This window comes from Belliella alkalica (genome assembly GCF_022549785.1).
Classification (GTDB): Bacteria; Bacteroidota; Bacteroidia; order Cytophagales; family Cyclobacteriaceae; genus Belliella; species Belliella alkalica.
This window is the reverse complement of sequence record NZ_JAKZGO010000003.1, coordinates 154743-167219: the sequence shown is the minus strand read 5'-3', so window position 1 is coordinate 167219 and position 12477 is coordinate 154743. Positions and strand designations below refer to the sequence as shown.

Annotated in this window: 15 protein-coding genes; 5 read left to right on the top strand and 10 right to left on the bottom strand. The window is 36.8% G+C overall.

The window, feature by feature from the left end; all coding sequences use genetic code 11:
* The first annotated feature begins 2 nt into the window (after positions 1 to 2).
* Complete coding sequence (locus MM213_RS04755) at positions 3 to 935, top strand: calcium/sodium antiporter (protein WP_241410328.1); 933 nt, start codon at positions 3 to 5, stop codon at positions 933 to 935.
* A complete protein-coding gene (locus tag MM213_RS04750) occupies positions 932 to 1390 on the top strand; it encodes a hypothetical protein (RefSeq protein ID WP_241410327.1) in 459 nt (152 codons plus the stop codon). The genes MM213_RS04755 and MM213_RS04750 overlap by 4 nt, the downstream gene beginning before the upstream one ends.
* On the opposite strand, the gene sdaAA is transcribed toward MM213_RS04750, so the two are convergent.
* The 6 genes from sdaAA to MM213_RS04720 form a co-directional block, all read right to left on the bottom strand.
* Complete coding sequence (sdaAA, locus tag MM213_RS04745; protein ID WP_241410326.1) at positions 1379 to 2287, bottom strand: L-serine ammonia-lyase, iron-sulfur-dependent, subunit alpha; 909 nt, start codon at positions 2285 to 2287, stop codon at positions 1379 to 1381. The genes MM213_RS04750 and sdaAA overlap by 12 nt on opposite strands.
* A gap of 261 nt (positions 2288 to 2548) precedes the next feature.
* The gene (locus MM213_RS04740) at positions 2549 to 3505 is read right to left on the bottom strand and encodes an FKBP-type peptidyl-prolyl cis-trans isomerase (protein WP_241410325.1); all 957 of its coding nucleotides are present in this window, start codon (positions 3503 to 3505) and stop codon (positions 2549 to 2551) included.
* A gap of 10 nt (positions 3506 to 3515) precedes the next feature.
* Positions 3516 to 4958: an outer membrane beta-barrel protein gene (locus MM213_RS04735; protein WP_241410324.1), complete on the bottom strand. Its 1443-nt coding sequence runs from the start codon at positions 4956 to 4958 to the stop codon at positions 3516 to 3518.
* A complete protein-coding gene (locus MM213_RS04730) occupies positions 4939 to 5487 on the bottom strand; it encodes an RNA polymerase sigma factor (protein WP_241410502.1) in 549 nt (182 codons plus the stop codon). Before MM213_RS04730 ends, MM213_RS04735 begins: the two co-directional genes overlap by 20 nt.
* Before the next feature lie 157 nt (positions 5488 to 5644).
* On the bottom strand, positions 5645 to 6232 hold the full coding sequence (locus tag MM213_RS04725; protein ID WP_241410323.1) for a DUF1287 domain-containing protein: 588 nt from the start codon (positions 6230 to 6232) through the stop codon (positions 5645 to 5647).
* Between the two features lie 295 nt (positions 6233 to 6527).
* Complete coding sequence (locus MM213_RS04720; RefSeq protein ID WP_241410322.1) at positions 6528 to 6932, bottom strand: OsmC family protein; 405 nt, start codon at positions 6930 to 6932, stop codon at positions 6528 to 6530.
* A gap of 67 nt (positions 6933 to 6999) precedes the next feature.
* Here MM213_RS04720 and MM213_RS04715 point away from each other — a divergent pair, with 67 nt between their 5' ends.
* Positions 7000 to 7731 carry a hypothetical protein gene (locus tag MM213_RS04715; protein ID WP_241410321.1) on the top strand — a complete coding sequence of 244 codons (732 nt, stop codon included), beginning with the start codon at positions 7000 to 7002 and terminating at the stop codon, positions 7729 to 7731.
* A 62-nt stretch (positions 7732 to 7793) separates the two neighbouring features.
* Complete coding sequence (lipA, locus tag MM213_RS04710; RefSeq protein WP_241410320.1) at positions 7794 to 8672, top strand: lipoyl synthase; 879 nt, start codon at positions 7794 to 7796, stop codon at positions 8670 to 8672.
* Positions 8673 to 8708: 36 nt separating this feature from the next.
* Here lipA and MM213_RS04705 read toward each other — a convergent pair whose 3' ends face one another.
* The 3 genes from MM213_RS04705 to MM213_RS04695 form a co-directional block, all read right to left on the bottom strand.
* Complete coding sequence (locus tag MM213_RS04705; RefSeq protein ID WP_241410319.1) at positions 8709 to 9149, bottom strand: UPF0158 family protein; 441 nt, start codon at positions 9147 to 9149, stop codon at positions 8709 to 8711.
* 76 nt (positions 9150 to 9225) lie between these two features.
* The gene (locus MM213_RS04700) at positions 9226 to 9873 is read right to left on the bottom strand and encodes an alpha/beta hydrolase (protein ID WP_241410318.1); all 648 of its coding nucleotides are present in this window, start codon (positions 9871 to 9873) and stop codon (positions 9226 to 9228) included.
* The gene (locus tag MM213_RS04695) at positions 9873 to 10355 is read right to left on the bottom strand and encodes a cytidine deaminase (RefSeq protein ID WP_241410317.1); all 483 of its coding nucleotides are present in this window, start codon (positions 10353 to 10355) and stop codon (positions 9873 to 9875) included. The genes MM213_RS04700 and MM213_RS04695 overlap by 1 nt, the downstream gene beginning before the upstream one ends.
* Positions 10356 to 10486: 131 nt before the next feature.
* Between MM213_RS04695 and MM213_RS04690 the strand changes: the two genes are divergently transcribed.
* Positions 10487 to 11818 (top strand): saccharopine dehydrogenase family protein, encoded by a 1332-nt coding sequence (locus tag MM213_RS04690; RefSeq protein ID WP_241410316.1) that lies wholly within the window; start codon positions 10487 to 10489, stop codon positions 11816 to 11818.
* On the opposite strand, the gene MM213_RS04685 is transcribed toward MM213_RS04690, so the two are convergent.
* Positions 11815 to 12471 (bottom strand): tRNA1(Val) (adenine(37)-N6)-methyltransferase, encoded by a 657-nt coding sequence (locus MM213_RS04685; RefSeq protein WP_241410315.1) that lies wholly within the window; start codon positions 12469 to 12471, stop codon positions 11815 to 11817. The two genes, MM213_RS04690 and MM213_RS04685, sit on opposite strands and share 4 nt — an antisense overlap.
* Between the last annotated feature and the right edge of the window lie 6 nt (positions 12472 to 12477).

The window sequence follows — 12477 nt, the reverse complement described above, 5'->3', positions numbered from 1 at the left end:
TTATGACAGCCTATTTGATATTGATCTTAGGATTAGCCATTCTTTTGGTAGGAGGGAAATTTCTAGTAGATGGAGCTTCAGCTATTGCTGCTAAACTCGGCCTTAGTGCTGGACTAATAGGATTGACAGTTGTCGCTTTTGGGACATCAGCCCCCGAATTATTAGTAAGTATCAATGCCGCCTTAAAAGGGACTAGTGATATCTCTGTAGGTAATGTGATAGGCTCAAACATAGCCAACATAACACTTGTACTTGGAATTAGTGCTGCGATTTTCCCCATTGCATTAAATAAATCAGTGCTTAAGCTAGATTACATTTTTACACTGTCGTCCTCCTTATTGTTTTTTATTCTTGCATATAATCAAGTCATTTCAAGAATTGAAGGGATAGTTTTTGTAATTCTTCTTGTGTTGGTGAATTTATATATCTTCAAAAAACTAAAAGGTACTGAACCCGAAATAAGTGAAGAGGAAGCTCTATTGCTGAAAAAAGAATCTTCTATAAAAGCTATTGGCTTAATCGTTTTGGGGATAACTGGATTGTATTTTGGCTCTGATTTATTTGTAGATAGTGCTGTAGAGATCTCCAGACTCTTTGGCGTAAGTGAAAGAATTATCGGCATTACTGTAATTGCGGTCGGAACCAGTCTTCCCGAGTTGACTACATCAGTCATCGCTGCAATCAATAAAAAAACAGATATTGCGATAGGAAATATCCTAGGGAGCAACATCATGAATGTACTAGGAATTATTGGAATAACTGCTTTAGTCCAACCAATCAATGTGTCAGAGCAATTTCTAAATCAAGACTTTATTTGGATGCTTGCAGCTACAGCTCTTCTTTTCCCAATTTTAAAAAGTAAGATGAAAATCTCACGGTTAGAAGGTGGATTCTTAGTGTTGTTTTACGCTGTTTATATTTTCGTGATTTTATGATAAGTTACATATTGAAATTTTCAGCTATCTATTTCACTTGTTTATTCAAGTTTGTAGCTGGGCCAATACTAGGAGCTGCTGCTGGATACTCCATATTTGAGATCACTTTGGTGACAGTTTCCGGAATGATGACTACTGTATTTTTCATAACCTATCTTGGAGACTGGGTAAAGGCAAATTGGAAAATAAAGGCCAGAAAGAAAAAGAACATTTTCTCAAAAAAGAATAGAAGAATTGTAAAGATTTGGCAAAAATTTGGCCCCATAGGAATCGCCACAATTACACCAATTCTTTTGACCCCAATAGGGGGCACAATTATCATGATTGCTTTTCGAGTAGAAAAAAGGAAAGTATTTACTTATATGTTTATCAGTGCGCTGAGCTGGGCACTGGTTTTGGCAGCTTCTATTCAACAGATCTTATCGATCCCGATAGTAGATAAATTACTCAGCTAAATCATCATCTGGAAGCATTTCAATATCTTGAATCAACACTCTTTTTGAAATGTTTTGCCCAGTGATAGTTGCTGCCAAGCCACCCATGGCCGTCTCTTTGTATTTGCTCTCCATACTTGATCCAATCTCACCCATTGCTTCTACACATTCATCAACAGGGATTACTGCACTTACATCTGCCAATGCTATTTGAGCAGAACTATTAGCTATCGCTGCAGCACTTGCATTTCTAACCACACAAGGAACCTCTACTAGACCAGCTACAGGATCGCAGACTAACCCCAGCATACATTGAATGGTAATTGCGACGGCATTAAAAATCTGATCAATAGATCCTCCTAAACAATAAACCATCGCTCCCGCTGCCATTGCTGCTGCTGAACCTGTCTCTGCCTGACATCCACCTACAGCACCTGCCAAACTTGCTTTTTCCTCAATAATCAGCGCTACCCCGGCGCCTACTAATAGCCCTTCTAAGATGACTTTATCTTCCAACCCGTGTATTTCTTGTAAAGTGTAAAGTGTGCCAGGAAGAATCCCCGAAGCACCAGCTGTCGGCGCTGCTACTACCCTTCCCATACAAGAGTTGACTTCTTTTGCTGCCAAAGCTCTGGAAATTAATCTTTGAAATTCAGGTGATAACACAGCAACTGGATGCTTATATACTTTTTTTGCTCCGTTGTTGATCATGCCAGACCGAGAGGTCATTTCCTCTTTAAGTCCTGTCTCTACAGCATCCTTCATAACAGCATAAGCATTCTGTAACCCATCCCAAATCGCTTGCTCAGATTTGTTTTTTTGGGTAATCTCATATTCAATTACAGCCTCAAAAAGCTCTAAATTGTATTCTTCACAATATTGTTTCCAGCCCTTGAAGCTATCAAAAAGAAAACTCATATATCTATCGTTTGGGTTTATACTAAAACAAAGTTGGACAAAGTAAACCACAAAACAAATCAGGTATGAAAGAAAAAATAAATATGATTGTGTGTCTCTTTTCCTATTAGGAAGCGTCAAAACAAGCATGTTTTGGATAAAAGTCAATTATATACACTTCTACTAACCGACAGTGCCAATTGATATGGATCAATTAATGGATAAAACAGTCAACAGACACTTTCTTTGCTGAAACAAGATGTCTGCTGACTGTTGAAAAAACTACTTCACTTCTTTAATTTTTGCTTTGAAATATATTGGTTCGTACGGTCTGGCAGCGGTGTTCAAAGCCCCCCTATTGAATAGATCTTGTCTAATTTGAAAAGGAAACACTTGGGAGCTGACACCAAAAGCAAGTCTTGATGGTGAAAAAATCTCGAACTCCATATCTTCTTTGGTATCTTTTAGACCTAAATTCAAGAATCGCAAATTCCCTTGATCTCCTACTTTTGCTTGGATTGATGAATTGGCATTTGATTTTGAAATCACATTATCGCCCAGCATTTGCTTCAACTCGAACTCGAAAAGGACTATATCGTCTTTTGCAGCTACTTTTGCGTCTTCCTTTCCAGTGTTCAATATCTTTAGATAAAGACCTTCCTCAGTTTTCTCAAAGCCCTCAAGTCCTTTTTCCTCCATATAATCTTGTATCAAATCATCTTCTAAAGCGATCAGTTCTTCTTCATCAAAGATGAAAGCATATTTTACTTTAACCACCAAATTAGAATTTGGAATTATCAGTTGCTGAAAGCTATAATCTTGATATGCCAAATAAGAAGGGGAATAAATCATAAAAGTTTCACCTTCTTTTGCTAAACCTGAGTTGAAATTAATCACTCGAGGAATCAATCCTCCATCATTATGCTTAAAAACTCTTGGACTCTTTGTTTCATCTAAATAGCTCTCAATCAACTGCCCATCAATAGTCTTTATTTCATAATAAATACCGAGAACATCATTATTGACAATTTGATTACCAACATCGTTAGATTCTATCTTTTCATAAAAATATCCAAGCTGACTCTCAATAGCCGCAATATTGTTTCTCTCAAGATAATCTTTCAAAAATCTATTATCCCGTTCGACTATTCTTTCATAATCCGAATCCTTATCTTGGATACAACTTCCTGCCATCAATGTCATCAATACAAGGATTACGGGTATTCTAATTGCTTTCATAATTTACTTATTACTTTTTTAATTGAAAATTCATTCGAAGATTTAACCCTCCTATACCAAACTGTTGGTTAATGAATGTCTGACCACCCATTGACATTTTATAAAAAGGCTCTAAAGATATGAATGTCCCATTTTTTAGACTGTATTCATATCCTAATGAGAAATTTAACATTTGCCCTACATTCATCTCGCTTCCTGAGTCAGAACTGCTCGGAGTAGCTGTTTCGGTAAATACCTGAACAGTCTGATTGACCTGCATCAGTCCAGCTGTATTAAAATTGGCAGAAGTGAAAGTCCCAATATTTTTCTGATTCATATAGACCATGCTTGAAACTCCAGTGATCAAATAAAAATCAGATCCTTTATTCTCTAATAATTTATACTTCAAATTAAGTGGGATTTCTAGCTGACCAAAGCTCAACTCGTATGAAGCATTCACAAAATTACTGGCAAAAGCCGATGATCTTGATACATCAGATGAATATTGAACATTACTCATTGACCTCACTTCATTATTGATTGAAGGGTTGATTGATTGTCTCGCATAAGCGACTCCTACATCCAATTTCAGTCTTTTTGTAAAAGAAAATTCAGATAGTACTCCAGCTCCAAGATTCATTGACTGGGTATTATTTGAAATTGTTTGAGGAGCAAGAATTACACCCAACCTCATTGATTTTTCATTGCCTCCCTTGGTATCCAACTTATCTTCTCCCTGAATATTCGCCTCGTAAAGCCAATTCATGATAGTTTGTTGTGCTTTTTCTGTGTCTTCTGCCAACAAGGAGCTTTTTTGTTCTAAGGGAGAAATATTTAAATTCTTTTGATCAAATTGTGGAATTAAAGCTGCCTTTCTATCAGTTTCGTTTTCCAGATTAATTTCTGCAAGTTTTGGCAACTCTAAAGTGAATTCTGGTTTGAATTCAGCCACCAATGGATTCATTGTAATATTTGGCTTATCGGAATTACCCTTTGGTTGCTTTGACTCTTGAATAATTGAATTTTCTTTTACTACTTCCTGCACTGATAATGTCTCAGTATTTTGTTGCTTAATATCTCTATAGGACAAACCTGTCGACTGTTTTTTTACGTCTTCGTCTTTTGATGTTGCAATTTCGTCATTTTCTATAACTGGAACATCTTCTTTTATAGGTGAATTGCCAGAAACAACTCTATCTTGATCATTTTGCTTGACGCTATCTACCAATGACAAATTACCCTCAAACTCTGGTTCTAGTTCTAACCCGCTGAATTGAGAAAACACCAATAGACCAATCACCAAACTTGCTGCTATACCAGTTACCAACCAACCCCAAATTGGCTTTGATGTGGCTTTTGGTTGGAAATATGCTTCAGAAAGCTTTTTCCATTGGACAGGATCATATGACTCTGAATGATTTTCAAAGGAGTCTTTTATCTTGTCTGCAAGTTTCTTATCGAACTGCTCCTTCATTATTAATTTGATTAAGTACGGTGATTTTTTCTCTTAATATATGTTTTGCTCTAGCTAAATAAGTTCTAGATGTGCTTGCTGGGATTCCCAGTTCCTCAGCAACCTCGCTATGAGAAAAACCTTCAATTTCGTACATGTTGAATACGATTCTAAGCATTTCAGGAAGCCCTCTTAGTACTCCAAGAATATCTTCTTTGGATAGTTGGTCTATAATTTCTGGATTGAGGCTTTCGAATTCTGCTGTTTCTATATCCATCACAGCCAAATGCTTTACATTCTTTCTGTAATAATCTATCGAAGTATTTACCAGAATCCTCCTAAACCAAGCCTTAAACGAGTTTTCCTCTTTGTATTGGCTAAGCTTGTCAAACATCTTCATAAAACTATCATTGACAATTTCGCAAGCCTCGTCCCTAGAATTGGAATATCTCAAGGCTATACTCATAGCATAGCCATAGAAATGCTTATAAAGCAATTCTAGGGCCTTAGGGTCTCCATTCTTAGCTTTTTGAATATGGTGTTGCTCCAATGAGTCAGACAATTAATTTCCTGATTTTACCTTCAAGACGTAAGTTGTTAGGGAAATGCTACAAGAATTCTCAAATTTTATGCTTTTGTTTGTTTCCTATCATTTAGACTGTATGTTTCACTTTGATTTCTTTCATCAGTCCAAGCCAAAAAAAGAATCACTGCATATATCTGTAATGCCCTATAATTTTGTATTTGAAAAGGATATCTTCCAAAACTTGTCCTGAACCTATATTATGAACAATTAGATACCTTTTCTCATCAGATGACTTCCTCCTTGAAACAATACCTATGTGCACAAGTCCTCCACTTAAATTCCAACAAACTATATCTCCAGGATGGTAATCATTCGCATCTTGAGTAATAGGTTTAACCACTCCGTGTCTTTCAAAAAATCTCATGAGATTTGGCACTCTTCTATGATCAATATTTTTGTCAGGATGATTTAACCCCCAATTTTTTGGATATTTTTCGAAATTGGCTTTCATATCTAGGTGAACCTCCTTTTGCAGATCAACTTTGAACTTTCGATAGGCTCTAATAATCACATCTGTACAAACCCCTTTATCAGCAGGAACGTCTCCATTGGGATAGTCTATTCTAAAATATGAAGGATCATATTGTACACGCTGCTTAGTCAACACAGTTGCAGAATCTGCCAGCTGAACATAAAAATCAACTTGTCCAAATAATGGATTCAAGTATATCACAGAAATAACAAAGAGCAGTAGTTTTTTTAACATCATTTTTAATTTTATGATTATACACTACTTTGCCAGTATATTATAACCCTAGTACCAATGATTGATTTAGATCAATATCTAAAATTGATTAATAACTTGTCCGCCTCTGGTAGATCGAAATGAATCAAAGAAAACTCTCTCCTTAAATTACTGGAGTCATTTCTTATTTACATTTTTATTAATATCAAATTGAGTAATCACAAAATTTCAGCCAAGTGAAGTTTTGCGATTACTCTTTGTTATTTCAACACTCTTAGACGAGAGCCACTAACGCATTCTTAGTATTGAAAATTAGATGCTAAAAATTAAAATTAATCGTCTGCTTAATCTCAGGATCTAAACTCAAAGCAACCGGGCAAGTTTTAGCAGCACTTTTCAGCTTTTGAATTATTTTTTCATTGACACCATTCTCTTCCCAGTGAAAATCGATGACGATTTCTGAAATCTTTCTGGGTTGAGCTTGCATCACTTTGGTCACTTCCCATGTCAACCCATTCATTGCGATTCCTTCTCTTTCAGCAACAATGCCCATGATTGTGACCATACAGCTACCTAAAGCAGCAGCAACCAAATCAGTGGGCGAAAATGCTTCTCCCTTTCCATTGTTATCAACTGGTGCATCCGTGATGACTTCAGTGCCAGACTGAAGATGTGTCATTTGTGTTCTAAGATTTCCTAAGTATGAACTTTTTAAAGTTGGCATAAACTCTTACTTTTATTTTTGGTTTAGTAACTTAGAACCAAAATTAGCGTTAAATTCCTGACTAACTATGACAAAGGGATTAAAATATACAATGATCGGCCTATTTATCTTCGTCTGCTTCAGCAGCTATGGCCAAAGAGAGGATGCCGGCAACTATGAATATGATAGAGAGGTGTTTTTTGGGCTTAACAAAAACACCAATGGTGGACTTATAGGAGGCGCCTCTTTAAAATTTGGTTTTCGAATTGATGATACCAATTTCCAGTTTTTTGGGATTGACTTGGCAAATGTCAAAAACCCCAAAGAAGTAAGGTATAATACAATACTTGGCAATTCCTTTATTTTTGGAAAATCAAACTATCTTTACTCTATTAGACCATATTATGGCAGAGAGATAGTTCTTTTCAACAAAGCTCCTTCACAAGGAGTGCAAATATCAGCGTTAGCAGCTATTGGTCCCTCCATTGGATTGATTTCACCCTATTTCATAGAGTATGCGATTAGTAGAGTCGAAACTGTAAGAGAACAATATAATCCGGAAGTTCACCAAAGTAGGTTCAACGTCTTGGGACCAGGCAGGATATTTGAAGGTTTAGGACAATCAGAAATAGCCTTCGGTGGAAATGCAAAAGCTGCATTATTTTTCGAATTTGGAACATTTCGATCAAGTGCAATAGGATTGGAACTAGGTTACCAATTAGAGGGTTTTACAAAAGAAATCGAATTAATGCCAACTACTGAAAATAGACAGTTTTATCAATCAGTTTATTTCACTTTGTTTTATGGATTCAGGAAGTAGCGATTATTTTGGGTTTCTAAAGCTATAAACATTAATTTTGCCCAATCAATAAGTAAAAAAAGATGATTGAACTACCTGTAATTTCCGCAGAGACAACAAAAAGAAAAAAGCCTGACTGGCTCAGGGTAAAGTTGCCTGTAGGAAAAGAATATGCAAAAGTCAGAAAACTCGTCGATCAACATAAATTAAATACTATCTGCGAAAGTGGTAATTGCCCAAACATGGGGGAATGTTGGGGCGCTGGTACAGCAACATTTATGATCTTGGGCAATGTCTGTACAAGGTCATGCTCTTTCTGTGCTGTGGCTACAGGAAGACCGCCTGAGTACGATACTGACGAGCCTAGAAGAGTTGCTGAAGCTATTCAACTGATGGGGGTTAAGCATGCTGTAATTACCTCTGTCAATAGAGATGAGCTAAAAGATAGAGGTGCCGAAATTTGGTATCAAACTGTGGTAGAAACAAAAAAACTTTCACCGCAAACCACAATTGAGACATTGATTCCAGATGTAAAATCAAATTGGGATGCTTTGTATAGAATGATCAGTGGTGGCCAAGAAGTGGTTTCACACAATATGGAGACTGTAGAAAGCTTGTATAGAAGAGTGAGACCCCAAGCAAAATATAATCGTTCTTTGGAACAGATCAAGCTTACCAAAGAGTACGGGAAAAGAACCAAAACAGGTATTATGCTAGGTCTTGGAGAGACTAAAGAAGAAGTATTCAAAGCTATGGATGATCTGGCAGCGCATGGATGTGATATCCTTACTTTGGGCCAATATCTACAGCCTACAAAAATGCATATTGAGGTTGCGGAATTTATACATCCAGATATGTTTGCCTTGTATAGAGAAGAAGGGCTAAGTCGTGGCTTGAAATATGTCGAATCAGGACCATTAGTTAGATCCTCTTACCATGCAGAGAGACACGTAAACGTATAAAAAAAGGAGGCTGTGAATTCACAGCCTCCTTTTTATTTATTCATCGGCATAATTGAAAGCATCAACTTGCTCCATCACCCAATCCTTATATTTTTCGAGCTTGTATTCGATCCAACGATCATTATACTTACCTGAATTATCAATTAAAAATTTAAATCCAGTTGCTGCTTTTGGTTTGCTCAAAGCATTGAATAATTCATCTTGAAAATTCTTTTCTTTTACTATCCTATCAGCAAAGCCTTCCATCATTTGGTGCTCCTGATTGAGATCCATCTTTGTGAATTCCGCAAAATTATCTGGATTATCATCTATTTCATCAAGAACGTCCTCTTCTTCAGGAGTCAAGTCGTAGTTGAAATAATCTTCATCATCAGGCAAATGATGTATTTTTTTATTATCTAATTGATAAAAACAAATCATACCTTTTTGCAGCAGAGCCGCGACTTTTTCTATTTCTTTTTCTGTTAGGGTCAGCATTACAGATTATGTATAAAATTTTTAGAAAATTAAGTAACTGAGGGTTAATATCAAACTATTTTCCCTAACCAATAGATTAATTTTTTTTAAGGACTATCATTTCAAGTGTTGGAGTATGCAAATCATGTCCACCAGAATAGGTGATATTATTGACTTTTACTTCTAAACTTAAGATTAACTCTTCTTGTTTTTGAATTGAGTCTGTGGTGATAAATTCATCTTGATCACCTAAAACAACGATTACTTCTGAGAGCTTAAGGGCATCCCCAAGACCTTCTATTTGTAAATCATTCGCAAAACCTCCACCCCAAAGTACCAATTTACTGATGGGATATTTGAGTTGGTTACACCACCTACTTGCCGTAGCTGCACCTTGGGAAAATCCCAGAACATTAATTTTGGGCAAAACTTCATACTCATTGCAAATAGTATCAATCAAACTATTCAAAAGCCTTTGATTATTAGAGATCGCCAACTCCCTCTCATGTCTTGTCATCCAATTTGCCCCTACTCTTCCGCTAAACCCATTCAAATAATTATAATTTGTCGCTTCGGGAGCCACAAAAAGTCTTTCTTCAGAAAAACAACTATTGAATTTTCTCAGAAAAAACTCTGCCAATTGACCATAACCATGTAGAACTATCCAAATTTCTTTTTCTGCTCCGGATGGATTGTGAGAAAGATAATATTGAGCAATGTGCTCGTAACTAACCTGAGATTTCATTAGCTATTCAAATCATTAAACCTAAACGGCAATAACTGATCAATTCCTGATGCTTTAAGTATTTCTTCCTGAGGATTCAACATCAATATTTCTATGGGATGGTTGAATTTCACTTCGTACTCATTGATTGTTTGTCGACATAGTCCGCAAGGAGTGACTGTAGCCAATTGGTTGTCCACTCTTCTTTTTGCCACTATTGCAATTTTCAATGGCCTAGAATCAGGGAAGTTACCCATAGCGTAGCTCAAAACCGCTCTTTCGGCACATATCCCCACAGGGAAGGAAACATTCTCTTGGTTATTCGCAACAAAAACACCCCCATTTTCTAATAGCAATGCTGCACCTACCAAAAAATTGGAGTATGGTGCATGTGCATTTTCCAAAATTTCTTTCGCCTTATTTATGAGCATTGCATCTTCATCTAGCCACTCTTCTTTAGAAAAAACCTCAAGTGACACTTTAATTTCTATATTTTTCGTCATAATTCTCATTTGGAGGGCTTGAATAAACAAAAAATAAATGGCAAAAGTTATTTTTTACGGAAAATTTAACGCGCGATTTTTTTCAATCATACATTTTTTTGATCTTGGAGGACTGAAAAAAAATTTTTATCATGGCAACTATCTTAATTATTGGAACCGGCAAGTCATCCGTCTATTTGATAGAATATTTGATTTTAACGACGGAGAAAAAAAACAGAAATTTAATTCTAGCTGATATAAGTAAAGAAATTGCAGAAAAAAAGTGCAGTGGAAACCCACGCACTACAGCTATAGCGATTGACCTTGAAAATAGAGAAAATAGGCATTCCGCTATTAAAGACGCCGATGTTGTTATTTCTATGCTACCTGCTTTTCTTCACCCAATAATTGCGAAAGATTGCCTTGAACTAGGCAAACATTTTTTTACTGCTTCTTACGAGTCAGAGGAGCTCAGAAAAATGTCTGATGAAATCAAAGCTAAAAACTTACTTTTCCTCAATGAATGTGGTCTAGACCCAGGGATTGATCACATGTCAGCTATGAAAATAATCGATTCGGAAAAAGCCAAAGGCCATGAAATCTTGAGTTTCAAATCCTATACTGGAGGCGTATTGACTCCCGAAAGTGAAGATAATCCTTGGAAATACAAATTCACTTGGAATCCAAGAAATGTGGTTTTAGCTGGTCAGGGAGTTTCTAGGTTTATCCGAAATGGAAGATACAAATACATTCCCTACCACATGCTTTTCAGAAGGTTGGAGACAATTTCATTTGACGAGGTTGGCGACTTCGATGGCTATCCAAACAGGGATTCACTCAGCTACCGAAAAATTTATGGACTGGAAAGCATCCCTACCCTTCTTCGAGGCACGCTCAGAAGAGCCGGATTTTGTCAAAGCTGGGATGTATTTGTCCAATTAGGAATGACTGATGACAGCTTCAAAATGGATTTGCCAGAAGGCTTTACAGCAAGGATGTTTGTAAATTCCTTCTTGCCATATCAAGAAGAAACATCAGTAGAATTGAAAATAAAGGAGCTTCTTCCATGGGTGACAGATGAAATTGTCGAGAAAATCACTTGGCTTGGACTTTTTGATGACACAGCATTACCAATCTTAAAAGGAAGCCCTGCAGCCATTTTGCAGGTATTGCTAGAGGCTAAATGGGCACTAATACCTGAAGACAAAGACATGATAGTGATGCAGCATTTGTTTGAAGTAAAAACAGCTTCTGGTATCAAGAAAATCACTTCCAGCCTTGTCAGTAGAGGGGGAAACCAAGACTATACAGCCATGGCAAAGACAGTAGGTTTGCCACTGGCGATAGCAGTGGACCTATTTCTTGATGGAAAAATCAAATCACGAGGTCTTCAGATCCCAATCACACCTGAAATCTACCTTCCAATCCTTGAATCACTGGAGAAAGAAAATATAATTTTTCAGGAAAAAATCGAATCAATCTAAAAGATGATCAAAAAGTCCTTTAGGAGCTCTCTATAAGCCATTGCATATGTTCCATCATCATTTTTGATATGAAGGTCTTTGGAAATCATGTCTCTTTGATCAAAAGAAAAAGCTTGGACAACTCTGATCACTTTGGAACCAGCCTTATCCCTGACATTGACTTGATGAAAAGGAAAAAGCCCTTCATCCAAGCACAATGTCTGAAAATCCTGCATTTGTCTTGGAGGCAAAATCAACCAAAACGCTCCACTTCTTTCCAATAGAGGCACTGCACCTTGGACTAGTTCTCCAAAAGGGAGGCTATCATTATGGAGCGCTTTGTTTCTTTGAAGATCTTTTGTTTTGATGTGATCAGGAAAATATGGCGGATTGGTGACAATCAAGTCAAACTTTGCTGTATTGTTTTTCGAAAAATCCTGAAAATATCCTTGATGAAATGTAATTCGATTTGAAAACTTGGAGGATTTGGCATTTTCAGAGGCTTGAATAAACGCTTCATCATCTAGTTCTACACCCACAACATCGAGATCACTAAACCTTTGCGCCAGCATCAAAGAAATAACCCCGGTACCAACACCAATATCTAAAGCCGAAACCACGGCTCCACTTCCTGCTATTGCTCCCAAAAGGACAGCATCGGTACTGACTTTCATGCCGCA